Genomic DNA, 22,932 nt, shown 5'->3' with positions numbered 1-22,932 from the left:
GTGAGTGGGTGGCAGGCATCTCAGTGGACAGGGGGTGACGCGCAGGTACCCTTGCTGGGTGGCGTCCTACAGCCCAGCGCCGGGCTTTGCCCTACCTTTTGGCTATTCCACTGCGGAGGCTGCGATGAGCGACGACCTAACCAAGACCGGCAACGACCGCAAACGGATCAGCCTGGAGCAGCCCTACGAGGTCCGCGACTGGACCGAGTCGCTGGGCGTGACCGAGCAGGAGCTGCGCGCCGCGGTCCAGGCGTTGGGGCATTCTGCCGACGCGGTGCGGCAGTACCTGCAGTCGCGCACATAACGGTCTGCAGCAGCCCTGCGGCGCCCCATGAACATCCTCGTCGGCACTGCGTCGTGGACCGACAAGACGCTGCTGGACTCGGGCAAGTTCTACCCGCCCGAGGCCAAATCGGCCGAGTCCCGGCTGCGCTACTACGCCTCCCAGTTCCCGGTGGTCGAGGTCGACAGCAGCTACTACGCGATCCCCAATGGCGCCAACGCCCAGCTGTGGGCCGAGCGCACGCCCGACCACTTCCTGTTCAACGTCAAGGCGTTTCGGCTGCTGACAGGGCACCAGACGCCGCCCTCGGCGCTGCACAAGGATCTGCGCGAGGCGCTGCCGACAGCGCTGAGCGACAAGAAGACGCTCTACTACCGCGACGTGCCCGAGCCGGTGCTCGACGAAATCTGGCGCCGCTTCCTCGAGGCCCTGGCCCCGCTCGAGCACAGCGGCAAGCTCGGCGCTGTGCTGTTCCAGTTCGCGCCCTGGCTCATCAACAACCGCGATGGCGAGGCCCACCTGCGCGAGTGCGCAGCCCGCATGGGCGAGCGGCAAATGGCCGTGGAGTTTCGCAACAAGACCTGGCTCGACGAGCGGCACCGCGCAGGCACGCTTGAACTCGAGCGCGAGCTGGGCGTGGCCCATGTGATCGTCGATTCGCCCGAGGTCGACACGGCCAACCGGGTGCCGGCCGTCTGGGACATCACGAGCACGCGCCTGGCGATCCTGCGCCTGCACGGGCGCAACCGCGAAAAGTGGAATGTGAAGGGACCGGCCGCCTCGGACCGCTTCAACTACGACTACTCGACAGAAGAGCTGCAAGAGCTGCTGCTCGAAATCCGGCGCATCGCGCGCCGGGTGGAGATGATGCAGATCATCTTCAACAACAACTACGGAGACCAGGGCCAGCGCAATGCGGCCGAGCTGATGGCGCTGCTGTGATTCGGGCGCAAAGCCGAAATTCAGCGTTCCGCGTCGTTCTCCTGCTTGCCGGTGATTGCAGAGTCAAGCAGTTCAATCACGGCGGACAGAACGAAGCTGGCCAAGCCCACATGCCCTGCCACGTACTACGTGATCGAGACGATGACGCATGAAACCGAACAAAGATGAGTAAGCCTCAGCTGTCACCTTCAGTCACTCGGGCGTTCAGAACCATTGCGGAAAGTCTGGCCTACCGTGGATGAGCTGCGCTGTGAACGTGGAAGCAGCACCGGGCGAAGGCAGGCCCTGTGCGGGAAGCGGGGCCGGCAGAGGCGTGAAGATCAGCACCTCAATCTGAACTGCTGATCTCGCGCTTTCCGCTCACGTCTGACCCAGTCGAGGTCGTAGTACCGGCTGCCTGCCCGGCCCATGCTGTCGAGCATCTTCACGCGCTCATCGAGCGCGGAGCATTCGGCCGTGCGGTTCGGCATGTGCTGACGCTGCGGAGCTGGGGCTGCGGGTGGAGGGTTGGCGAGGGCTTGGGCCTGGTCGCGCTGGTACTGGGCATGCCGCACTTGCTCGTCCCAACCCATGTTCGATGGCACGCTCTCGGTGCGCTCGATAAAGGCATTGTGTTGATGGCAGTGCGCACTTGACCAAACATGCCGCCGCCGTGGCTTTGGCAGAGGTAAATGGTCTTGGTGCCGCTGCCATTTTGTCCGCCCTCGACGCGAACGGGCGCTGACGTTTCTACCGCGCGACCGCCTTTGCAAGCTTCCTGGCTGTAGGTATTGCCGCAGCGGTAGACCTGGGCCGCAGCGCTTCACGAAAGCGCCAGGAACGCTACAGGGATGAGGGCGCGCAGGGCGCCCACCCATTTATTTGCGGCGCCCGCCAACGTACTTGCCACCCTTGCCGCTTTTGCCAGAACCACCTACACGCTTGCTGCTTTTGCGGTTGGCCGCCTCGAAAGAGGCAGGGGTGGAGGCAGAGGTTAGGCTCATGCCTGCAGCGACTTTCGCTGGCAGGGGAGCTGCATGCACCATGCTGGCCATGCCGAGTGCGATTGCGAAGAGTGCAGTTTTCATGTGGTCTCCAGTGATTGTGACGACATGTTGCGCGGCGAGGCTTGCAGCGGCCTTGCGCGTTTACCCCGTTATGGACTCATCGCACCTTCGCTCCCGGTAGAAGCACCATAGGCAATGCGCCATAGCTGATCGGGTGCCCTGCGCGTGCATCGGCTGAGTTCTCTTGCCGATGCGCCCAAGCCGTTCTGGAGTCCGCGTCGTACACCAGGTGGAAGATGTGGATGGCACGCGCTTGGTTCGCGCCGACTGCTGGCGCGTCATTTCGCAAACACTGGCCCGGCGATGACATACACGGCGCCTTGAGCGCAGCGCATATATGCGCGTACCCCCGATCTTTGCCCACGGCCCGCTGTTCCGCTTTCGGTTCTGCGCACCCTGTTGGTCAGGCTGAGCAACTGGGCCATCGCGGCCGGCGTCGGCATCTCGCCGGCTCGCGCCATGTGGCCGCGCGAGTAGCCCCAAGCCCTTGTAGGCGCTCAGTTCAGCATGCTCGGCTTGGGCAGCCGAGCGTCGGCAAAGCACTTGTCCGTACGCTACTCATCAGCATCCAGCTACGCCAGCTCACAGCTGACACGTTCCACGCCCCGATCGGGCGGCTCATCGAAACCCGCCTCAAGCCCGTGTTTGCGCATGAAAGCCAGCATGCGCCCGTTGACGTCCAGCACGTCGCCGTAGAGGTGGCGCAAGCCGGCAGCGCGTGCGCTGTCCATGAGGGTGGTCATCAGCTGGCTCGCCACCCCCGAGCCCTGCCATCCGTCGAGCACGCTCAACGCCAGCTCGGCGCTGCCGCGTTCAGGGTCTACGACGAACCAGCCCGCCTCACCGATGATTTCCTCGCCGTGGGCGCCCCAGATGCAGGCCACCCAGGCCGCATGCCGGATGCCGTCGGCGTTGACCAGATAGGCCACCAGCTTGGGCGGGGCGCCGTTGATGCCCCCGTGGAAGCGGTTGCGCCGCGACGGCACGCTCAGCCCCAGCAGAAAGCCTTGCATGGTCTGGGCATCCTCCGTGCGCACACGGCGGACGAAAACTGCGGGTCGCGTTGGTTGTGGCACGGTGAAGCACTCCGGTGGGGTTCACAACTTACGCATCAGACCGAGCAAGGTCACGTCATCGTGTGGTTCGAACGCGCCGACGTGCGCAGCCAGCTGCGTGCGCACGCCGTCGATCATTTCCTGGGCGGAGCCAGCGGGGCGGCCAAGCGCATGCCCCAGTGCCTCTTCGCCAAACGGCCCCGATGCGCCGCGTGCCTCGGTCGCGCCATCGGTGTACAGGAGCAGCCTGGCGCCTGGCTGCAGTGTCATGGTCTGCACTGTGCAGCGCTTGCCTGCCACTAGCCCCACCGCCGGTCCCGTGGTCTCGAGCCGCGCCGCGGTGCCGCCTTCTGCCTGCTGGACAAACGGCGCTTCATGGCCGGCATTGAGGTAGTGCATGCGCCCGCTGGCGGGCTCCAGAAGTGCGAAGAACACCGTGGCGAACATGTTCTCGTGCCCGTGCACGGTGGCGATGTAGTCATTGGCAAAAGCCACGCTGCGCACGAGCGTCCCGGGAAGCGTTTCCCCGAGCGTCGCCTGACAGGCCATGGCCCGCAGCAGAGTGCGGATCAGCGCCATGTAGAGCGCCGCACCCACGCCTTTGTCGCACACATCGGCGACCACGAGAGCGAGCGCGCCTGCGGGCAGCGAATAGGCATCGTAGAAGTCGCCGCCGACCTGTCGGGCCGGCGTACAGCTGGCGCCCAGTGACCATCCTGCCACGCTCGGCAGTTCGGCAGGCAGGAAGCCTTGTTGGATCCGCTGGCCGATCTGCAACTCGCGGGAGAGTGCCTGCAGCAAGTGGCTCTTGTGGTCCTGCAGGCGTTTCTTGGCCAGCGATGATTCGATGCGTGCCTGCAGCACCACGGGGTTGAAAGGCTTGGGGAGGTAGTCGTCGGCCCCCAGCTCCAGGCAACGCACCACGCTTTCGCTCTCGTCGATGGCCGAGACCATCACCACGGGCAGCTGCGCCGACACGGGGTCGGCGCGGATGCGCCGCAGGGTTTCGTAGCCGTCCATCTCGGGCATGGTGATGTCCAGCAGCACCAGGTCCCAGGCCTGCTGCTGCAGCTGTTCGAGTGCATCGCGTCCGTTGACGGCGATGCCCGCCTCGTGGCCCAGGCGTTGGACGCGGCGCGCCAGGAGGTCGCGATTGAGCTCCAGATCGTCGACCACCAGGATGCGCATCGGGCGCTCCAGCTGTTCCGTCGGCGTGGGCGTTAGCTTGGACAGCATGTGTGCGTCCCGCGGGGTGTCGGCCGTGCCCTCAGGCCGCGGCAGGTTCAAGGCGTTCGCGGTGGGCATCGAGCAGGGCGCGCAGGTAGGGCAGTTGCTGCAGGGCCGCTTGCTCACCCTCTTCGATGATGTAGGGCACCTTGTCGGTGTCGAACAGGCGCACGCGCTGCTTGAACTGCGGCAGGATCAGGATCATCTCGGAATGGTGTGCTGCGCTGTGAAAGGCCAAGCGCGACTTTTGCAAATTGTTCGCGAGGATTGCGCTGAGCTGGGCCGCAAAACGTCCCGCACTGCGGATACTCTCTTGGTAGGGGCTCTCGAAACCCACCGCGACGATCACGCGGCTGCCGTTCTTCATCGCCACGCTGATCGGCAGCGGGTCGGACATGTAGCCATCGATCAGAACCCGGCCGTCCAGCTTCACGGGCCGAAACGCCAGGGGCAGCGACACGCTGGCGCGGAGCGCATCGACCAGGTCGCCGCGCACGATGTCGACCAGCTCACCATTCATGAAGTCGGTGGCCGTGATGTGCAGCGGAATTGGCGTGTCCTCGATGCGCTGCTGCCCGAAGACGTCGCGAAAGGCCGAGAGCATCGGGCCATCGTCACGCAAGCCAAAACTGTCCGACCGAAAGCCGAAGAGCCGGGGTGCGAGCAGGCGCAGAAAGCCCATGCGGCTGCGTTTGGCGGTCAGCTTGCGGGTCCAGGTGCGCAGCGTGACGTCCGTCATCCTGGCGGTGTCGAAGCCGAGGGCTACCCCGGCCGCGAACAGGGCGCCGCCACTGCAGCCGACCACGCGATCGATGCCGATGCCTGCGTCGGTGAGCGCCTTGACCACGCCGATGGCGGCAGCGCATTTGACGCTGCCGAGCCAATCACCAGCGTGACCGCAGGACCCTGAACCGGTGCGCGTTTCATGCGGCCTCCGTGAAGCTCTCCACCGCGCGGTGCACGTTGGGAAAGATGTTGAGGATGCTGATAAAGCCGGCTATCTCGAGCACCCGTTGGACCTGGGGCTGCACCGCGGCCATGCGCAGGTCGCCGCCGGCGAGCCGGCAGTTTTTAACGGTGCCAAGCAGGGACCGGAGGCCGGCGCTGCTGGTGTAGTTCACCAGCGAGAAATCGGCCACCAGACGGACATTGCCCTGAGAGATCGACTCCGCAAAGCGCTGGGTCAATTCATCGGCGCTGAGACTGTCCACGCTGCCTGTGATGGCCAGGATGGAAATCGTGTCGTGTTGGGTGATGGTGATCTGCATGGTCTTGCTCCAGGGGTCAGTGGGGTGCGGGTGGCCCCAGGTATTTTTCGATGGTGAAAACGTTGCCGCGCAGGGGGTGGCGCTGGTAGTGCTGGCGGTTCGAGAGTTGGCGGATCAGGTGCACACCCAAGCCGCCCAGCGTACGCGCCTCGATGGCAGCGTTGGCGTCCACCGGTTCGACCGACAGCGGGTCGAACGGCCGGCCCAGGTCCTCCAGCGTCAACACGATGCGGCGTGGACCGCCCCGGTGCACGATCCTGATCTCCAGCGTCAGCGGGCCGCTTTGGCCTGCGGGGTAGGCGTAGTGCATGACATTGACGCAGGCCTCTTCGACGATCAACTGCAGGTCGTGGCACGCCGGCTCGCCGATTCCCTCGCGACGGCACATCGTGGCCACCAGGGCCTGCAACGCCGGCAGGCTGGCGAGATCGGCGCCACACGCGATGCGATCGATCGCGCCAGCGGGTGGGGAGCGCTGGGCCGTCATGCGCTGCGCTCCGGGGGTATGCCTGGCGCCGCCCGGAGTGCCTCTTCTGGGGACGTACCGAGCTGCCGCAAACGGACCGGCTGGGGCAGCCAGACGGTGAAGCATGAGCCCGCGCCGGGTGTACTGGCCACGCCGATGTCTCCGCCCATCAGGCGGCACAGGCGGCGGCTGATCGCCAATCCCAGGCCGCTGCCGCCAAAGGCCCGGGTGGTGCCCTCATCGGCCTGCAGAAAGGGCTGAAACAGCCGGCTGATCTCGTCGGGGCTCAGGCCGATGCCGGTGTCTTCGACGTCGAAACGCACCTCCGGCACGCCGGGTTGCCGCTCGCGCATGGACGCGCGCAGCTGCACGCTCCCCTGGGCCGTGAACTTGGCCGCGTTGGACACCAGCGCGATCAGCACCTGCCGCAGGCGCAGCGCATCCCCATGGACCAGCGCCAGACCCGGCTGCACGTCGACCTGCATGCGATTTCCGTTGGCGGTCAGCAGCGGCTGCGCGGCGGCTTCGATGGACGACAGCAGACCGCGCAGGTCGCAGTCCTCGAGGTGGAGCTGGACCTTGTGAGCGTCCAGCCGGGTCAGGTCCAGCACGGCGTTGATCATCGACAGCAAATCCTTTGCCGCATGCTGGATGTGGCCCAGGTCCGTGCGGGCTTCGGGGGAGGCGCAGTCTGCCAGTTCTTCTTCGAGCAGTTCGGCATAGCCGAGCACGGCATTGAGCGGCGTTCGCAGCTCATGGCTCATATTCGCCAGAAAGGCGCTTTTGGCCTTGTTGGCCAGTTCCGCCTCCTGTCGCGCCTGTTCGAGGTGCACGGCCTGGGCCTCGATCTCGCGATTGCGCTCCTGCAAGGCCGCACGCGTCCTCGCGGTGCGCAGCGATTCGGCGTAGATCGCATGGCCGAAGAGCGACAGGTAGAGCGCCGCGGCCACGGCCGACAACGCAATGGTCAGCAACGAGGTGTCGGGACGGACCTCGAAGCCTGTCGCGGCGGCACCCGTTGCAAGGCCCATCCCCATGGCGATCAGGCCACGCAACGCATGGCGACCGCCGCCGGAGCCGAGGTTCGATGCATGCATGGCGCCCCCCAGCGCGACGATGATCCAGAGATTGAGGCCCGAGAGCCCGCCGTAGATTCCTATCAGGAAAGAGTCGATCAGCAAGGCGCGCATCTCGCTGCGCCGGCTGTCAACGGCACGACAGCTCAGCCAGTACGCGACATGCGGCCACGTCAGCATGACCAACCCCGCCCACCACAGCGCGGGTGGCGGCTGCGTGGTGAAGACCGAGCCGAGCAGCAGGCCAGCGGCCACATGGGCGCCAATGCGCACCGGGTAATTCACGCGCACCCCGCCGTACAGGCGCCGTGGCGTGGCCGAGCCTCCGTTGGCCGTGTGCGGTGCACCGGGCACAGGGTCGACGCCCGTCGCCGCACGCATGCGGGGCAGCGCTGTCATAGCAGGCTCTCGATCTTCGCCAGCAAGCGCTCGAATTCGATCGGCTTGGTGTCGAAGTCGTCGCAGCCTGCGTCCAGGGCGCGCTGGCGGTCCCCTTCCATGGCATGCGCGGTGAGAGCGATCACCGGGATTTCGCACAAGTCCGGGTTCGCCTTCAGGCGGCGCGTGGCCTCCCAGCCGTCCATGAACGGCAGGCTCATGTCCATCAGGATCAGCGCGGGGATGGCGCTCGCCGCAGCGCTCAGCGCCTGGGGGCCGTCGAAGGCCATCACCACCTCGTAGCCGCGCCGCCGCAGCCGCCGCGACAGCATGTCCCGGTTGAGATCGTTGTCTTCGACCAGCAGGATCTTGGGCATGTCAGTCCACGGCTGCGTGTTCGGCGAGGGGCAACTGCGCGAGCACCGCCGCGCGAAACTGGCTGCCCTTGCCCCACGTGCTGATGGCAGTCACGTCGCCGCCCAGCAGGCGACACAGACGGCGGCTAATGGCCAATCCCAGGCCCGTACCGCCATACTTTCGCGTGGTCTCGGCGTCAGCCTGCACGAAGGGTTGGAAAAGCCGGCCCAGCTGGGAGGGGGTCATGCCGATACCGGTGTCCGTGACCTCGAACACCACCATGGGGCGACCGCCCGCGTCGATTCCGGCAGTGGTTTCGATCGAAATGCTGCCATCGCTGGTGAACTTCGACGCGTTCGATACCAGGTTGATCAGCACCTGGCGCAGCTTCGTCAAGTCGGACTGCACCGGGTCCAGGCCCTGCGCGCAATGCACCTGCAGGCGGTTGCGGTTGACGGCAAGAAGGGGCTGGGTGGTCGAGACCACCTGGTCCAGCAGTTCGGCCAGTTGAAAAGACTCGACATGCAATTCGATCTTGCCCGCTTCAATTTTCGAGAGGTCGAGCACATCGTTGATCATTTGCAGCAGATGCCGCGCCGCCCCCTTGATGCGGCCCAGGTCGGCGAGTGCGGTGCCCGGTTCGCCGCGCTCCGCGAAGTCTTCCTCCAGCATCTCGGTATAGCCGATGACGGCATTGAGCGGCGTGCGCAGTTCATGGCTCATGTTGGCCAGGAAGGCGCTCTTGGTGAGGTTGGCGGCCTCTGCCAGCTCACGGGCCCGCTCGGCAAGCACACGGGCCTGTTCGAGATCCGCCTTCTGTTGCTCGATGACCTGGTTGCGCGCGTGGACTTCGCGCTTGGCGCCAATGGCTTGGCGCGTCTGGAAGTGAGACGCCAGGCCGAACCCGGTCGTGTAGGCAATGACAGCGAGCGCCGTCATGGCGTGTGCCAGCGGTGGGACCGGCAACACGTCGAACCCGGCATGGAGTCCCGTGACCAGGATCCCGAGCAGGAAGCACGCGACGCCGATCCAGCCCTGGCGCCGCCCGCCGATGCTCAGGTTGGCGGCGTTGATGGCGGTGAAGGACACCACGCCGATCCACAGATCGAGGCCGGTCAGCAGCGTGAACGCGCCCAGCAGGAAGGAGTCGATCAGCAAGTTCCGCTGCTCGGCGGCTTTGCTGTCGCGTGCACGGTTCGCCACCAGATACGCCAGATGCGGCCACAGCAAGGCAATGCCGCAGATCAGCACCACGGTGCCCACGTGCAGGGCCCGCAACTGCAGCACCGAGAGTGCCACTGCGCCAAAGAACCCTTGCCCCAACACGCGCAGACCGTAGTCCAGGCGCACGGTCGGGTGGACACGGCGCGGCGACTCGGGGGATGGAAGGCTTTGCACGGCGGTATTCATGGCAGGGCTGTGTGCAGATCCGTGGGGTGGCGCACGTCACACCCCGAGGTTGCCGCCCGGGACCTGTCTTCTGACGATGTGGGCGCGGCCGCTGCGGTCACTCGGTCCGCGCTTGCCGCGCCCGCGCACGGTCTCCGCCCTGGCCACCCAGGCCCCGGTGGCGGGCTCCAGAGACGGTGCTGGCGGATGTTCATGGCGCAAATTCCTCGGGAGGGACGCGAGCAGGACTTTCCCCTGCGAGAGCAATTCCAGGACAGGGTTGAAATCATTGTAATACGTATTACTTCAGGTGGTTCTGTTTGTTGTGTCCAGGGCGCAGCGCGGATCCGTCTGCCGTGGGCGTTGGATTGGCTTGCCGCTGCATAGGGCTCGGCCACTGCATGCGTGCCCCAGGGCGACATTGCATGCTACTTTTTCAATAGCTGAATGCGCTTGACCCTTAAGCGTTTCAGGCATTTTTCTTTCAAAACGTGCAGCGCTGCCGGCCGAAGCCGGCTCGCCGACTAGGTGGGCTCGATGCGCGCGGCTTTTGCGAGTGCCTGCAGCTTCACGGCGTCAGCGGCATAGAAGCGCGCGGCGTCGGCCAGGGACATCGGAGACGGAACGGCACCCCCGGCGGCATCGATGGCCTTGCGCACGTCCGCATCGCTGAGCGCTTCGGTGACGACCTGGTGCAACCGCACACTGGCGCTTTCGCCCATCGCGGCGGAGGCCAGCAGACCGACCCAGATGCTCGGGCGACCGACGGCGGGCGCCGATCTGCTTTCGTCGAAGGTCGCGGCAGCGGGGAAGCGCGCGAGCCGCTGTGCGGACGAGACACCGAGCACCTTCATCCTGCCGCCGGCGACCATGCTTCCGAGCAAGGCGTCCACGGGTAGCATCGTGAAGTCGATGGTGCCGCCCTGAAGGTGGGTCAACAGGGGCACGCCGCCGCGGTAGGGGACGTGCGTGGCCTGGATGCCGGTGGCGGACAGCAACGTTTCCGTCACGAGGTGGAACAACGAGCCTTGCCCGGTGCTGCCGTAGCTCAGGGGCTTGCCGCCACGTTGGCGCGCCAGTTCCACGAGTTCGTCGAGGTTGTTCGCGGGCAAGTCGCTGCGCGCATACAGCGCCAGCGGGGAATCGTTGACCAAGCTCAAGAGCTGGAAGTCCGTGGACCGGTAGCGGACAGCGCGCAAGGTGAGCGGCGCGAGCACGGTCTCGGAGGGAGATCCGACCAGGAGCGTGGAGCCGTCGGGCACGGCTGCCAGCAAGCGGCTGGCGGCGATGGAGCCGCTCGCGCCGGTGACGTTCTCCAGCACCACGGTGCGCCCGAGCCCCCGGCCCAGTGCTGGAGCAACGGCGCGCGCGAATGCATCGGTCACGCCGCCAGCGGGTTGCGCCACAAGAAGGGTGAGCTGGCGGGCGCGGGTCTGGGCGAGAAGGCCGGGGGCCGCCGCGAGGGCTGCTGCGCCCAGGCCCGACAGGGAGAGTGCGCGGCGCGAGATGTTCATGGCGGAATCCTCTGCTCGGGGCATCGTCCAGACCGGTACGTCTCCCGGAGCCAAGCCAGGGAGCGCGCAATAATAATGCGTATTATGGATATCAGGACACCATGAAGAAAGCGACGCCCCGCGAACCTGCGCCCGCTGGCACCCGCCCCTCTGCGGCATTCGCCAGCCAAGCCAAGGCTCCTGTGATGGCCTTGCGGCGGCCTACACAGCGCGACATCGCCGTTGCCACGGGCCTGTCGCAAACCGCCGTGTCCCTGGTGCTCAACCGGGTCGAGCCATCGACGGTGGCGGCGGAGGCGCGCGAACGCATACTGCAGACCGCCCAACGGCTCGGTTATGTGCCCAACCGCATGGCCCGGAGTCTTCAGTCTGCGCGCACGCGCACGCTGGCCTGCATCGTCCCGGACATCACGAACCCGACCTATCCGGCGCTGGTGCGGGGGTTCCAGTCCGCCGCCGATGCGGCCGGGTACGACACCATGATCTTCGACACCGACGGCGCGCCCGAGCGCGAGCACCGGGCGTTGCAATGGCTGTCGCAAGGGCATGTGGACGGCGTGATGGCGGTGTTCTTTCACATCGGCGAAGCCGAACTGCTCAAGGCCGTGCGCGGACGCATTGCCGTGGTTCAGCTGGAAAGCCAGGCGCACCGGCCGTCCCGCGACATCGACAAGATCTACATCGACAACGCGGCGGCGGCGCAGGCCATGGCGCAGGCCCTGATCGGCAAAGGGCACGAGCGCATCGCCATGCTGTCCTGCCCGATGGGCCCGGGCGCGGAGCGCCAACGCGGCTTTCATGCAGCGATGCAGCGGGCGGGGCTGCCGACCTGCATCGTTGCCGCCGAGGACTTCACCCAAGCGGCGGGCGAACGCGCCCTCGCAGCCGAACTGGCGGGCCGCTTCGATGTCAGCGCCGTGTTCGCGGCCAATGACCTCTTGGCCATCGGCGCCATCGCAGCGCTGCGCGCGGCGGGGCGGCGCGTTCCCGACGACGTCGCGGTGGCCGGCTTCGACGACATTCCCGCCGCGCAAGTGATGCACCCTGCGTTGACCACGGTGGGCCGTTCCGAACAGGCGATCGGCCGCTTTGCCGCCGGGTTGCTGATCGCGCGGCTGGACGGCCCCGACGCAGACCAGCCGGGCCGCAGCTTTGAATTGCCGTTCCAGCTGGTCCTGCGCGATTCGGCCTGATTTGCGCGCATGCCTCGGGTGCGGTCGTTCCGCGGGCGCGCAAGGTGGTGGTCGCAGTAGAGTCGGCAGGCCGCAAGCCCCGGAGGCCGATCCATGCCCTTTGAACCCTCTCCGCCGGGCAGTGCCCCGGACGCACTGCGCAGCCACAGGGTCTTTTTTGCGCTATTGCCCGATGCCCGGGCCGCAGCGCAGGCCGCGCAGTTGGCCGAGCAGCTGTGCCGCAGCCATGGCCTGAAGGTCCCCTGGCGGGCGCGTGCCGAGCGCCTGCATCTGACATTGCTCTGGCTGGGCGCCCATGCCGCGTTTCCGGCGCGCACGGCGGACCGTGCCGTGGAGGTGGCAGAGCGTGTGCACCTGCCGGCCTTTCGCGTCTGCCTGGACCGGGCGCAAAGTTTTTCCGGGCGCAAGGCGCAGCCTTGGGTGTTGCTCGGAAGCGACGCGAGCGTTGCCGGCGTGGTGGCCTTGCACCAGGCGCTGCTCGCGGCCTTGCACGACGATCTCTCCGAGGGGCCGGAACCGGCGTTCACCCCGCACATGACCGTGCTGCGCGCGCCGCAGGCGCTGGCCGAGCAGGCCATCGCCCCGCTGGCGTGGACCGTGCGCGAGTTTGTCCTGCTCTACAACTTCGTCGGCTCGCGCGGGCCCTATACCGTGCTGGGGCGCTGGACCTTGCAGAGGTGATGCGCTTGCGGCAGCAGGCGTGAAAAAGATAGCTGATAGCGCTTTATGGATAAGGGCTAGAGGCCGTTTTGACTGTTAATTCTGCTGCGTGGCGGGCGCATGCGCCGAAGGGTAGGGCACCGCGCGCGGCAGCGGCTGCCCGGCTGTCGCACCGGGGGCAGACTGCACGCACAGCCCGGGTGAAAAGCGTGCCGCGCCGCTGAGCTTCACGCGACAGCGGAATGGGAGAAACCCGCGCCGCAGCGCGGGAGGGCAGGGCTAGACTTTGGCGCAAAGGAGTCGTCCATGCGCCCGCATTACCAGTTCTGGCCCCGCCGCCTGCCCCAGGCCATCACGCCGCCCGCCACCTCGCTGTGGGACAACCTGGCGGTCAGCGCGCTGCGCTATCCGGACAAGCCGGCGTTGGCGTTCTTCGGCGAGACCCTGGGTTACCGGGTGCTCGCCGACGGCGCACAGCGCATGGCGGCCTGTCTGCATTCCCTGGGCGTGCGGCGCGGCGACCGCGTGCTGCTGTGCATGCAGAACTGTCCGCAGCTGGTGCTGGCGCATTTCGCCATCCTGCGCGCCAATGCCGTGGTGGTGCCGGTCAACCCCATGAACCGGGCTGAAGAGCTCAAGCACTACATCACCGACCCCGATGCCAGGGTCGCCATCACCACCGCCGACCTGGCGCCGGAACTCGCGCGCGCCAGCAATGCGCTGGCGCCGGGGCAGCGCCTGGCGCACCTGGTGGTCACACAGTTCACCGACGCCTTCGATGCCGCCGCTGCGGGCGGCGATGCACCGCCCCCGGCCTGGCACGAGTGGCTGTGCACGGTGCACGCGCTGCCTGCGCTCGACGGCGGACAGGTGCACCGCTGGGCCGATGCGCTCGCATGCGGCCAAGCGCCACCGCCCCTGGAAGTGGGGCCCGAAGACCTGGCGCTGCTGCCCTATACCAGCGGCACCACCGGCCTGCCCAAGGGCTGCATGCATCCGCACCGCAGCATCATGCACAACGCCGTGGCCGGCAGCCTGTGGGGCACCGGCTCGCCCGAAACCGTGGCGCTGGCCGTGGTGCCGATGTTCCACATCACGGGCATGGTGAGCGTGATGCACACCGCCATCTATCTGGGCGCCACGCTGGTGGTCATGCCGCGCTGGGACCGCGAACTGGCGGGGCGCCTCATTTCGCGCTGGCGCGTGACCAGCTGGACCAACATCCCCACCATGGTGATCGACCTGCTGGGCAGTCCGAACTTCGCCCGATACGACCTCTCCAGCCTGGTCTACATCGGCGGCGGCGGTGCGGCCATGCCCCAGGCGGTCGCGCAGCGCTTGTTGGAGCAGTACGGGTTGCAGTACGCCGAGGGCTATGGCCTGACGGAAACCGCCGCTCCCTCGCATTCGAACCCGCCCGACCGCCCCAAACAGCAGTGCCTGGGCATTCCCTTCATGGGCACGGACGCGCGCGTGGTCGACACCGAGACGCTGCAGGAGCTGCCCGTGGGCGAGCAGGGCGAAATCGTCGTGCGCGGGCCGGAAGTGTTCGAGGGCTACTGGAAGCAGCCCCAGGCCACGGCGGCGGCGTTCATGGAGCTTGAGGGACAGCGCTTCTTTCGCACCGGCGACCTCGGGCATATGGACGCAGAGGGCTACTTCTTCCTCACCGACCGGCTCAAGCGCATGATCAACGCCTCGGGTTTCAAGGTCTGGCCGGCGGAGGTCGAGGCCCTGATGTTCCGCCACCCGGCCATCCAGGAAGCCTGCGTCATCGGCACGCGCGACAGCTACCGCGGCGAAAGCGTGAAGGCCGTGGTGGTACTGCGCACCAGCCACGCCGACACCAGCGAGCAGCAGATCATCGACTGGTGCCGCGAACACATGGCGGTCTACAAGGTGCCGCGCAGCGTGCAGTTCGTCACGGCGCTGCCAAAGAGTGGCAGCGGCAAGGTGATGTGGCGCGCGCTGCAGGAATCTGAAAATCCATAAACACCACGGATTCGATGCCATCTGCGGGACAGCAACTGGCCGATTGTTTGACGCGGGCATGAAAATGTCGATGCACCATGGGATGGCACGTCAACACCAAAATGGTCCGAATGCGCGCCTGCCAATGGGCTCACGCCCTGGGCTTCGAGCCTGCACGGCATGCAACGGCGCACTTCACCATCACCGCCAGCCGAGTTCGCCTTGAAGAAACTGGGCGGCCTCAGGAGGCAGGTCCTCGCCATGGAAGAATGCCGCCACCGGGCGCTGCACAATAAGCCGCCCTCCCTGAAGGTAAGCCACGCGCGTTGCCAAGCGTTTGGCCTGGCCCAGGTTGTGCGTGCTCATCACAATCGTGACGCCGCTGGCGGCCACTTCTTCGATCAACAGTTCGATTTCGCTTTTTGCGCTCGGGTCCAGGCTGGCGGTAGGTTCGTCCAGAAACAAGATGTCCGGTGACAGCGCCCAGGCGCGCGCAAGTCCCAGGCGCTGCTGCTGGCCCCCCGAGAGTGTGCGTGCATGCCGAGCAGCGTGCTCCAATAAGCCCACACGCGCCAGCGCCCGGTGGCATCGCTCACGGCGTTCAGCTGCGGGCACCCCCGCCAGCCACAGGCCGACCCAAACATTGCGCCAGACCGAGAGGCTCAGCAGAAAGGGCCGTTGAAACAACATGGAGGCGCGCGAGACATGGCCTTCGGGGCGCAGCGGCAGGCGCTCATAGCGGCCCTCGCAAGGCAGCAAGCCGTGCAGAAGTCGCAGCAGCGTGGTTTTGCCCGAGCCATTGGCTCCCACCAGGATCAGGCGCTCACCTCGTGTGAGCGTCAGTGAGACCTCGTGCAGTGCGACCACATTGCCGAAGCGCACGGTGGCACACTCGATCACCACCAGGGGTGTCGCCTCCGCCGCAGATGGAGGCGCGCTGGCCGGTTGAGCAGGCGCCAAGGGGGTGTTGGTCAGCGGATTGCCCACCCGCGGGCGGGAGGCCAACCAGTGCAGCAGCCCAATTGCGCCGTTGACTGCGGCCACCACGGCCAGCAGCACGAAGCCCAGTGCGAGCGCCAATGCAAGGTCCCCTTTGCTGGTCTCAAGCGCGATGGTGGTGGTCATCACGCGTGTCACGCCAGCGATATTTCCACCCACGATCATCACGGCGCCCACTTCGGCGATGGCTCGGGCGAAGGCCGTGAGCAGCACCGTGGCCACGCCCATGCGGTCATGCACCAGCATCAACAAGGCGGCGGTGAGTGGGCGGGCGCCCAGCGACTGCAACTGGCTCCCTCCATCGTTCAGGGCTGCGAGCACGAGTCGGCGCGACAGGGCTGCAATCAAGGGGGTAACAAGTACGCTCTGTGCGACCACCATGGCGGACGGAGTGAACAAAATGCCCAACTCTCCCAACGGCCCGGAGCGCGAGAGCAGCAGGTACACAAACAGGCCTACCACCACGGCTGGCAAGGCCAGCAGGGTGTTGACGAGCCATACGATCAGGGCATGGCCGGGAAAACGTGCCGCCGCAAGCCAAGCACCTAGCAACAGGCCGATCGAGGCGCCTACAACGCACGCCGTAGCGCTGACCTGCAGCGAGAGCGATGCGATGTGCACCAGTTCGGGTTCGGCATGGGCAATGAGCTGCCAGGCCAACACCCAACTTTCAGACATGGTGTTCATGGGGAGCTGATTTTCATCAAGACCGTTGGCGGTCGTCCAATTCAGCTCGAGATGGCGTGATCCGAATTCGCTTCAGGTGAAGGCTCCGGTTCCGCATCAAAGCGCTCGAAGCCCGTGTAGCAGAAAAAGTGTCGATTCGCTGCGCGCCCAAAGAGGGTCATGCCCAGACGGGTTGCGAGGTCATGGCCCATGGCGGAGACGCCGTTCCGAGAGACGACAATGGGCACACCCATCTGAGCCGCCTTGATGACCATCTCGCTCGTGAGCCGTCCGGTGGTGAAAAAGACCTTGTCGGTGCCGCTCACGCCGTGCATGAGCATCCATCCGGCAATGGTGTCGACGGCGTTGTGTCGCCCGACGTCTTCAACGAAGACCAGCATCCGTGAGCCTTCGAAGAGTGCGCAGCCATGGACTGATCCCGCGCGACGGTGCACGGTGTCACGCTGTCGCAGGCTGTCAAGCAGCTTGTAGAGTTGGCCCTGCGTGATGCGGGCGGCGCGTGCGTCGGGCAGACGGATATGGCCGAGCGCGTCCATGGCCTCGCCAAACACGGTGCCCTGGCCGCAGCCGGTCGTGACGATGCGGTGCGCGGTGCGACCCTGCAGATCGGTGATGCCCCCACGGGTGGTGATGGCTGCGGCATCGACTTCCCAGTCCACGCTGACAGCAATGACATCCTCTAACCGGTCTATCAAGCGCTGGTTGAGCAGGTAGCCCAGCACCAGCAATTCGGGACGCGCACCCAACGTCATCAGCGTAACGAGTTCGCGCTTGTCGACGAAGACCGTGAGCGGACGTTCAACGGGTATCTGAATGCTCCGCCGCACGCCGTGGTGATCCAGGATCTCGATGTCGCGCAGCAGAGCTGCGCTGGCATGGGTCATGCGCGGCGCGTGGGGCAGGGGCGGGTAGGCGCGAAGGTCGGCTTCAAAGCCGAGCGCGCTTGCAGGTCCGGAAAGCTGTGGAATCAGGGCTTCGTTCCTGCTGCAGGTTGTGTGGTGCTGGGCGGCGTGGAAGCGGTTTGCGGTGGTGAATGCGCACCGGATGCTTCGATCGGCTTTGGCTCAGCCGGTGTGTAGCTGAAAGGGCCTGGGTCGGTGCAGGGGGGGGTGGCCACCGGCTGAACCGAGTGGCCGGCGGCCCTGGCACGATCCAGGTAGGTAGCGGCCACGCGATCCATGGATTGACAAAGCTTGTAGTTGGCGACCTTGTCACTCCATGCGGTTTTCGCAGCAGCCTCATCCGCCTTCGCCTTTGTCTCGTCGGACACTGGAGGCAGCTTGGCATTGGCGGTGCTTGCGCTCAGTGCCGACAGGGCAATAGCCAGCAGGGTGATCTGGAATCTCATGTGGCGTCTCCGTGTGCAATGGCGCGGCGCCTTATGCCTTGCGCGGCTGCGTTCGTGGCTCTGGGGAAGGCGATGCGCTCGAGCGTTGAGCTGGAATCTTTCCTGCCTGGATGTCCTCGTACCACAGTTCGTGGTGCTCCCTGGCCCAGCCTTCGCTGACATAGCCGGTGCGCATGGCGCGGTAGGCGCCGCGCATGCCGAGTGTGCCCAGGTAGATATGTCCAAAAATGATGCACAGCATCAGAACGGCAGCAACGGCATGAAACATGTGAGCGGCTTGCATCTGTCCCCGTGTGTAAAGCATGTTCGGAATCAGGTGGTTCAGCACCAAACCCGAGGCCACGACGGTGAGGCCCAGCACGAAGGCACCGATCCAGAATACACCTTTCTCGCCTGCGTTAAATCGGTGCGACGGAACTTCCTCGCCCGTGAACAGGCCTCCGCCTTTTTTGATCCACAGCCAATCCCAGGCGCGAGGAATGTTGTCCTGAAGGAACGTGAGAATGATGACAAGCAGCGACACTGCAAACAGCGGACCGACGAAATTGTGCAGCGTCTTCAGTCCATACGTGAGCGCTCCAAAGATGTCATGGCCCATCCATGGCAACAGCAGAATCTTGCCGAAGGCCATGACCACACCGGAGATGCCGAGAAGCACGAAGGCAATCGCGTTGAGCCAGTGTGCAGCACGTTCAAAGGGCGTGAAGCGCTCGATCCTTCCTCTGCTTTCAGGGTGTTCATGGCCTACAGCGCCACGCCTGAAGTAAAAAAGGGCGATGGCCACCAGCACGATCAGCATGAGCGAGCCCCCGTAGGGAATGATCACGCGATTGCGTACCTGGCGCCACGCTTCGCCAGCGTTGGTGTGGTCAGAGGCGGGGTAAGTCACGAAACGCTGAATCAGCACGCCTTTTTCGACGCCGGGGAGGTTGGTCACACCCTCGACTTCACCGGATTGACGAACACTGCGCCAGAAGGGCGCATTGTTGCCCGGTTGCGATTTCGCTCGGGCAGCATTGTTTTCATCCGGTTTTGGATCGGCGGGCGCCACAAAGTCTGCGGGTGGGCCACTGGCCTTGTCTGCTGCGGAGACGGGAGGCGCTGCAGGTAAAGACGTGGGTGATTGCGCCTGCACCCAGGCACTGGCGATGGTCAGCAGACCCGCAGCCAACCAGCGAGAGAATGCCATTTTCATCTTCAGGGCCTCCGCATCAATCTCAAGGCGCCATGCGCACGTACTCGTTCTGGCTACGATTGCGCTGCTTGATCTGCTCTTCCCAGCTGACCTTGTCGCCTGGCGCCCAGCCGGGGACATTGAAGGTCGTGTGGGCACCACCGTTCCAGGCTTGGATGTCGGCGGAGCGCGTTCCAGCGGTCTGCGGCTTTTCCCCGCACGCGCTAAGCAACACGGTCAGTGCCGCGGCGACCAAGGTCATTCGGGGAGTCAGTTTGAAGTCTCTCATGACTTGCTCGGCTTTCCGTAGGCCGTACCCCAACCCCAGACTTCGCTGCCCTTGCCACGGTGCAGCACGCGGGTGCGGAAGATGTCGGCCACGACGTCCCCGTCGCCGCCGAGCAAGGCCTTGGTTGAGCACATCTCAGCGCAGGCGGGCAGCTTGCCTTCAGCCAGACGGTTGCGACCGTACTTCTCGTTCTCGGCGGCGCTGCCATTGGCCTCGGGGCCGCCGTTGCAGAAAGTGCACTTGTCCATCTTGCCGCGCAGGCCAAAGGTGCCGTTGCTCGGAAACTGCGGCGCGCCGAAGGGGCAGGCATAACTGCAGTAGCCGCAGCCGATGCATACGTCCTTGTCATGCAGCACCACGCCCTCGTCCGTGCGGTAGAAGCAATCCACCGGGCACACGGCCATGCAGGGCGCATCGCTGCAGTGCATGCAAGCCACCGAGATGCTCTTTTCGCCCGGCTCGCCGTCTCCCAGCGTGACCACACGGCGCCGGTTCACCCCCCAGGGAACATCGTTCTCGGCCTTGCACGCGGTCACGCAGCCGTTGCACTCAATGCAACGCTCGGCGTCGCAGATGAATTTCATTCGCGCCATGGTCAGTCTCCTTATTCAGCCTTCTCGATCTGGCACACGGTGGTCTTGGTTTCCTGCATCATCGTGACGCTGTCGTAGCCGTAGGTGGTGGCGGTGTTCACTGCCTCACCCCGTACGATTGGCTTGGCGCCCTCGGGGTAGTACTGCGCAAGGTCAATGCCGCCCCAACGCCCAGAGAAGTGGAAAGGCAAGAACACGGTGCCCGCGTCGACGCGCTCGGTCACAAGAGCGCGCACTTTCAGGCCCTTGAAATCGGGCACGGCCGCCATGGGGGGGGTCTTCACCCAAACGAACTCACCGTTGCGAATGCCCCGGTCGTTGGCTGCCCTGGGGTTGATTTCGACGAACATCTCCTGCTGAAGCTCGGCAAGCCAAGCGTTGGAACGCGTTTCCTCGCCCCCGCCTTCGTACTCGACCAAGCGGCCGGATGTCATGATCAACGGGAAGGTCTTGCCGATGTCCTTGTTCTTGTCCTGAAGTGACTTGTAGAGGGTCGGCAGGCGCCAAAAGGCCTTCTTGTCCTCATGCGTGGGGTACTTTTCGATGAGATCAGCGCGCGTGCTATAGATGGGCTCGCGGTGCTGCGGGATCGGGTCGGGAAAGTTCCAGACCACCGCGCGCGCCTTGGCGTTGCCGAACGGATGGCAGCCATGGTTTTTCATGACCACGCGGATAATCGCCCCCGTGGGGTCGGTTTTCCAATTCTTGCCTTCGGCGGCTTTTTGCTCAGCTTCGCTGAGCTCAGTCCACCACCCCAGCTTCTTGAGCAGCAGGTGGTCAAACTCTGGGTAGCCGGTGGTGAGATCGGCACCCTCGCTGTGCGATCCGTCGGCAGCCAGTAGCGAGACCCCCTCGCGCTCCACGCCGAAGTTGGCGCGGAAGTTGCCACCGCCGTCCATTACGTGCAGGCTGGTGTCGTACAGGTTGGCCGTGCCTGGGTGCTTCATCTCGGGCGTGCCCCAGCAGGGCCAGGGCAGGCCGAAGTAGTCGCCGTCCAGTGAGTAGCCTGTTGCCTTGTCGATGCCGCCCTTGGCGCGCAGCGTTTTGACGTCGAAGACGTTCATGTTGCGCATGTGCGCCTTGAGCCGCTCGGGGCTCTGGCCGGTGTAGCCAATGGTCCAGACGCACCTGTTCATCTCGCGCAGGATGTCCTCGGGCATGGGTTCATCCAGGCCCTTCACTTTCTGCATCTTGTAGTTCTTGACAAGTTCCTTGCCGAAGCCCAGCTTCTCGGCCAGTTGGTACATGATCATGTGGTCGCTGCGGCTTTCCCATAGCGGATCGATCACCTTCTCGCGCCACTGCAGCGAGCGGTTGGAGGCCGTTACCGAGCCGCTGGTTTCGAACTGCGTGCTGGCCGGCAGCAGGTAGACCGCGCGATTCGGGTTGAGGTCACCAGCCTTGCCGGGCATGGCGGCCATGGCTGCGGTGGCGCTGGGGAAGGGGTCGATCACGACCAGCAGGTCCAACTTGTCGAGCGCGGTCTTCATCTCCAGGCCGCGCGTTTGCGAGTTGGGCGCATGGCCCCAGAAGAACAGGCCGCGCAAGTTGCTGTCCTGATCGATCAGCTCGTTCTTCTCGAGCACGCCATCGATCCAGCGCGACACTGTGATGCCTGGCTTGGTCATCATGCCCGGGGCGTATTGCTGCTTGATCCATTCGGAGTCTACGCCCCAGGTGGCCGCGAAGTGCTTGAAGGAGCCTTCGCTCAGACCGTAGTAGCCGGGCAGCGAATCGGGGTTGGGGCCCACGTCGGTCGCACCTTGCACGTTATCGTGGCCTCGGAAGATATTGGCGCCGCCGCCCGACACGCCAACGTTGCCCAGCGCCAGCTGTAGGATGCATGAGGCGCGCACCATTGCGTTGCCGATGGAGTGCTGGGTCTGGCCCATGCACCACACCAGTGTGCTGGGGCGGTTCTCCGCCATGATCTTGGCGACCTTGAAGGTAGTAGCTTCATCGACACCGCAGACCTCCTGGACCTTGTCGGGCGTCCACTTGGCCAGCACTTCCTCGCGCACCTTGTCCATGCCATAGACGCGGTCCTCGATGTACTGCTTGTCTTCCCAGCCGTTCTTGAACACCTGGTAGAGCACGCCAAAGAGGAAGGCAATGTCGGAGCCCGAGCGGATGCGCACGTACTCGTCGGCCTTCGCTGCCGTGCGCGTGAAGCGAGGGTCGACCACTATCATCTTGCAGCCCGTCTCCTTGGCATGCAACATGTGCAACATCGACACCGGGTGCGCCTCAGCGGCGTTGGAGCCGATGTAGAGCGCCGCCTTGGAGTTCTGCATGTCGTTGTAAGAGTTGGTCATCGCCCCATAACCCCACGTGTTCGCGACGCCGGCGACGGTGGTGCTGTGACAGATTCTGGCTTGGTGATCCGTGTTGTTGCTGCCCCAGAAGGACATCCACTTGCGCAGTAGATAAGCCTGTTCGTTGTTGTGCTTGGATGAACCCACCACGAAGACTGAGTCGGGGCCGCTGGCCTTCTTCAGTTCAAGTAGTTTGGCGCTGACTTCTGTAAGGGCCTGGTCCCAGCTGATACGTTCGTATTTGCCATTGACGAGCTTCATCGGGTATTTCAAACGGAACTCGCCATGGCCGTGCTCGCGCAGTGCAGCACCTTTAGCGCAGTGCGCACCCAAGTTGATGGGCGAGTCGAAGACTGGTTCCTGGCGCACCCACACACCGTTTTCGACCACTGCATCCACAGCGCAGCCTACCGAGCAGTGACCGCATACGGTGCGCTTGACCTCGACCTTGCCAGTGCCGGTCTGTGGGGCGGGATCGGCGGCCTCGGCCTTCTTGACGAGCGAAAGCTGCGAGGCAGCGATTCCCGCGCCGACCCCTAGGCCCGAGCGACGCAAGAAGGCCCGGCGATCAATGGTCGGCACCGCATGTGCCAGCCCGCGCGCGAGATGGGAGACCAGGCCCGAGTACACGGGCGTAGCGACGGAAGATGTTTTTTTGCGGCTAAGCAGCATGGCGGACTCCTTGCGCTCAGACCTTGGCGG

The 22,932-nt window shown here is 65.2% G+C and carries 21 protein-coding genes and 1 pseudogene; 5 read left to right on the top strand and 17 right to left on the bottom strand.

The window, feature by feature from the left end:
• Nucleotides 1-124 precede the first annotated feature (124 nt).
• Together B2J89_RS00995 and B2J89_RS00990 are read left to right on the top strand one after the other, a co-directional pair.
• Nucleotides 125-304, top strand: a complete 180-nt coding sequence (locus B2J89_RS00995) for a DUF3606 domain-containing protein (RefSeq protein ID WP_169167365.1) — start codon at nucleotides 125-127, stop codon at nucleotides 302-304.
• A 27-nt stretch (nucleotides 305-331) separates the two neighbouring features.
• Nucleotides 332-1,225, top strand: a complete 894-nt coding sequence (locus B2J89_RS00990; protein ID WP_169167364.1) for a DUF72 domain-containing protein — start codon at nucleotides 332-334, stop codon at nucleotides 1,223-1,225.
• An 857-nt stretch (nucleotides 1,226-2,082) separates the two neighbouring features.
• Here B2J89_RS00990 and B2J89_RS00985 read toward each other — a convergent pair.
• The 10 genes and pseudogenes from B2J89_RS00985 to B2J89_RS00940 all read right to left on the bottom strand — a co-directional run bounded on the left by B2J89_RS00985 (nucleotide 2,083) and on the right by B2J89_RS00940 (nucleotide 11,001).
• Nucleotides 2,083-2,292 carry a hypothetical protein gene (locus B2J89_RS00985; protein WP_169167300.1) on the bottom strand — a complete coding sequence of 70 codons (210 nt, stop codon included), beginning with the start codon at nucleotides 2,290-2,292 and terminating at the stop codon, nucleotides 2,083-2,085.
• Between the two features lie 551 nt (nucleotides 2,293-2,843).
• Nucleotides 2,844-3,284, bottom strand: a complete 441-nt coding sequence (locus B2J89_RS00980) for a GNAT family N-acetyltransferase (RefSeq protein ID WP_169167363.1) — start codon at nucleotides 3,282-3,284, stop codon at nucleotides 2,844-2,846.
• 84 nt (nucleotides 3,285-3,368) lie between these two features.
• Nucleotides 3,369-4,562 (bottom strand): PP2C family protein-serine/threonine phosphatase, encoded by a 1,194-nt coding sequence (locus tag B2J89_RS00975; protein WP_169167362.1) that lies wholly within the window; start codon nucleotides 4,560-4,562, stop codon nucleotides 3,369-3,371.
• Between the two features lie 31 nt (nucleotides 4,563-4,593).
• Nucleotides 4,594-5,418 (bottom strand): annotated as a pseudogene (locus tag B2J89_RS00970) (patatin-like phospholipase family protein); the annotation flags it as partial.
• 58 nt (nucleotides 5,419-5,476) lie between these two features.
• Nucleotides 5,477-5,821 (bottom strand): STAS domain-containing protein, encoded by a 345-nt coding sequence (locus tag B2J89_RS00965; protein ID WP_169167360.1) that lies wholly within the window; start codon nucleotides 5,819-5,821, stop codon nucleotides 5,477-5,479.
• 16 nt (nucleotides 5,822-5,837) lie between these two features.
• Nucleotides 5,838-6,308, bottom strand: a complete 471-nt coding sequence (locus B2J89_RS00960; protein ID WP_169167359.1) for an ATP-binding protein — start codon at nucleotides 6,306-6,308, stop codon at nucleotides 5,838-5,840.
• Nucleotides 6,305-7,636 carry an ATP-binding protein gene (locus B2J89_RS00955; protein ID WP_169167358.1) on the bottom strand — a complete coding sequence of 444 codons (1,332 nt, stop codon included), beginning with the start codon at nucleotides 7,634-7,636 and terminating at the stop codon, nucleotides 6,305-6,307. Before B2J89_RS00955 ends, B2J89_RS00960 begins: the two co-directional genes overlap by 4 nt.
• A 122-nt stretch (nucleotides 7,637-7,758) precedes the next feature.
• Nucleotides 7,759-8,118, bottom strand: a complete 360-nt coding sequence (locus B2J89_RS00950) for a response regulator (RefSeq protein ID WP_169167357.1) — start codon at nucleotides 8,116-8,118, stop codon at nucleotides 7,759-7,761.
• 1 nt (nucleotide 8,119) lies between these two features.
• Nucleotides 8,120-9,508 (bottom strand): ATP-binding protein, encoded by a 1,389-nt coding sequence (locus B2J89_RS00945; protein ID WP_169167356.1) that lies wholly within the window; start codon nucleotides 9,506-9,508, stop codon nucleotides 8,120-8,122.
• Between the two features lie 503 nt (nucleotides 9,509-10,011).
• The gene (locus B2J89_RS00940; protein ID WP_169167355.1) at nucleotides 10,012-11,001 is read right to left on the bottom strand and encodes a tripartite tricarboxylate transporter substrate binding protein; all 990 of its coding nucleotides are present in this window, start codon (nucleotides 10,999-11,001) and stop codon (nucleotides 10,012-10,014) included.
• A gap of 101 nt (nucleotides 11,002-11,102) precedes the next feature.
• Between B2J89_RS00940 and B2J89_RS00935 the strand changes: the two genes are divergently transcribed.
• The 3 genes from B2J89_RS00935 to B2J89_RS00925 all read left to right on the top strand — a co-directional run bounded on the left by B2J89_RS00935 (nucleotide 11,103) and on the right by B2J89_RS00925 (nucleotide 14,846).
• Entirely contained in the window at nucleotides 11,103-12,194 is a 1,092-nt protein-coding gene (locus B2J89_RS00935) for a LacI family DNA-binding transcriptional regulator (protein WP_371809014.1), read from the top strand.
• Between the two features lie 93 nt (nucleotides 12,195-12,287).
• On the top strand, nucleotides 12,288-12,875 hold the full coding sequence (locus B2J89_RS00930; RefSeq protein WP_169167353.1) for a 2'-5' RNA ligase family protein: 588 nt from the start codon (nucleotides 12,288-12,290) through the stop codon (nucleotides 12,873-12,875).
• Nucleotides 12,876-13,160: 285 nt separating this feature from the next.
• Nucleotides 13,161-14,846, top strand: coding sequence for a long-chain fatty acid--CoA ligase (locus B2J89_RS00925; RefSeq protein WP_169167352.1), 1,686 nt, complete (start codon nucleotides 13,161-13,163; stop codon nucleotides 14,844-14,846).
• A 180-nt stretch (nucleotides 14,847-15,026) separates the two neighbouring features.
• On the opposite strand, the gene B2J89_RS23150 is transcribed toward B2J89_RS00925, so the two are convergent.
• The 7 genes from B2J89_RS23150 to B2J89_RS00890 all read right to left on the bottom strand — a co-directional run bounded on the left by B2J89_RS23150 (nucleotide 15,027) and on the right by B2J89_RS00890 (nucleotide 22,902).
• Nucleotides 15,027-16,511, bottom strand: coding sequence for an ABC transporter permease (locus B2J89_RS23150; RefSeq protein WP_169167351.1), 1,485 nt, complete (start codon nucleotides 16,509-16,511; stop codon nucleotides 15,027-15,029).
• A gap of 41 nt (nucleotides 16,512-16,552) precedes the next feature.
• A complete protein-coding gene (locus tag B2J89_RS00915; protein ID WP_169167350.1) occupies nucleotides 16,553-17,395 on the bottom strand; it encodes a formate dehydrogenase accessory sulfurtransferase FdhD in 843 nt (280 codons plus the stop codon).
• 83 nt (nucleotides 17,396-17,478) lie between these two features.
• A complete protein-coding gene (locus B2J89_RS00910) occupies nucleotides 17,479-17,859 on the bottom strand; it encodes a hypothetical protein (RefSeq protein ID WP_169167349.1) in 381 nt (126 codons plus the stop codon).
• Nucleotides 17,860-17,890: 31 nt separating this feature from the next.
• The gene (locus B2J89_RS00905; RefSeq protein WP_240964671.1) at nucleotides 17,891-19,048 is read right to left on the bottom strand and encodes a formate dehydrogenase subunit gamma; all 1,158 of its coding nucleotides are present in this window, start codon (nucleotides 19,046-19,048) and stop codon (nucleotides 17,891-17,893) included.
• Nucleotides 19,049-19,076: 28 nt separating this feature from the next.
• Nucleotides 19,077-19,295, bottom strand: coding sequence for a hypothetical protein (locus B2J89_RS00900; protein WP_169167347.1), 219 nt, complete (start codon nucleotides 19,293-19,295; stop codon nucleotides 19,077-19,079).
• Nucleotides 19,296-19,318: 23 nt separating this feature from the next.
• Nucleotides 19,319-19,915, bottom strand: a complete 597-nt coding sequence (gene fdh3B / locus B2J89_RS00895) for a formate dehydrogenase FDH3 subunit beta (RefSeq protein ID WP_169167346.1) — start codon at nucleotides 19,913-19,915, stop codon at nucleotides 19,319-19,321.
• A gap of 11 nt (nucleotides 19,916-19,926) precedes the next feature.
• The gene (locus B2J89_RS00890) at nucleotides 19,927-22,902 is read right to left on the bottom strand and encodes a formate dehydrogenase subunit alpha (RefSeq protein WP_169167345.1); all 2,976 of its coding nucleotides are present in this window, start codon (nucleotides 22,900-22,902) and stop codon (nucleotides 19,927-19,929) included.
• Nucleotides 22,903-22,932: the final 30 nt, after the last annotated feature.

The organism is Acidovorax sp. SRB_24 (genome assembly GCF_012931925.1).
This window is presented reverse-complemented; position numbering and strand designations above follow the sequence as displayed.

Coding starts and splice junctions, on each gene's coding strand:
- B2J89_RS00995 (WP_169167365.1), top strand. CDS start 125: ATGAGCGACGACCTAACCAAGACCGGCAACGACCGCAAACGGATCAGC.
- B2J89_RS00990 (WP_169167364.1), top strand. CDS start 332: ATGAACATCCTCGTCGGCACTGCGTCGTGGACCGACAAGACGCTGCTG.
- B2J89_RS00985 (WP_169167300.1), bottom strand. CDS start 2,292: ATGAAAACTGCACTCTTCGCAATCGCACTCGGCATGGCCAGCATGGTG.
- B2J89_RS00980 (WP_169167363.1), bottom strand. CDS start 3,284: ATGCAAGGCTTTCTGCTGGGGCTGAGCGTGCCGTCGCGGCGCAACCGC.
- B2J89_RS00975 (WP_169167362.1), bottom strand. CDS start 4,562: ATGCTGTCCAAGCTAACGCCCACGCCGACGGAACAGCTGGAGCGCCCG.
- B2J89_RS00965 (WP_169167360.1), bottom strand. CDS start 5,821: ATGCAGATCACCATCACCCAACACGACACGATTTCCATCCTGGCCATC.
- B2J89_RS00960 (WP_169167359.1), bottom strand. CDS start 6,308: ATGACGGCCCAGCGCTCCCCACCCGCTGGCGCGATCGATCGCATCGCG.
- B2J89_RS00950 (WP_169167357.1), bottom strand. CDS start 8,118: ATGCCCAAGATCCTGCTGGTCGAAGACAACGATCTCAACCGGGACATG.
- B2J89_RS00945 (WP_169167356.1), bottom strand. CDS start 9,508: ATGAATACCGCCGTGCAAAGCCTTCCATCCCCCGAGTCGCCGCGCCGT.
- B2J89_RS00940 (WP_169167355.1), bottom strand. CDS start 11,001: ATGAACATCTCGCGCCGCGCACTCTCCCTGTCGGGCCTGGGCGCAGCA.
- B2J89_RS00935 (WP_371809014.1), top strand. CDS start 11,103: ATGAAGAAAGCGACGCCCCGCGAACCTGCGCCCGCTGGCACCCGCCCC.
- B2J89_RS00930 (WP_169167353.1), top strand. CDS start 12,288: ATGCCCTTTGAACCCTCTCCGCCGGGCAGTGCCCCGGACGCACTGCGC.
- B2J89_RS00925 (WP_169167352.1), top strand. CDS start 13,161: ATGCGCCCGCATTACCAGTTCTGGCCCCGCCGCCTGCCCCAGGCCATC.
- B2J89_RS23150 (WP_169167351.1), bottom strand. CDS start 16,511: ATGAACACCATGTCTGAAAGTTGGGTGTTGGCCTGGCAGCTCATTGCC.
- B2J89_RS00915 (WP_169167350.1), bottom strand. CDS start 17,395: ATGACCCATGCCAGCGCAGCTCTGCTGCGCGACATCGAGATCCTGGAT.
- B2J89_RS00910 (WP_169167349.1), bottom strand. CDS start 17,859: ATGAGATTCCAGATCACCCTGCTGGCTATTGCCCTGTCGGCACTGAGC.
- B2J89_RS00905 (WP_240964671.1), bottom strand. CDS start 19,048: ATGGCATTCTCTCGCTGGTTGGCTGCGGGTCTGCTGACCATCGCCAGT.
- B2J89_RS00900 (WP_169167347.1), bottom strand. CDS start 19,295: ATGACCTTGGTCGCCGCGGCACTGACCGTGTTGCTTAGCGCGTGCGGG.
- fdh3B (WP_169167346.1), bottom strand. CDS start 19,915: ATGGCGCGAATGAAATTCATCTGCGACGCCGAGCGTTGCATTGAGTGC.
- B2J89_RS00890 (WP_169167345.1), bottom strand. CDS start 22,902: ATGCTGCTTAGCCGCAAAAAAACATCTTCCGTCGCTACGCCCGTGTAC.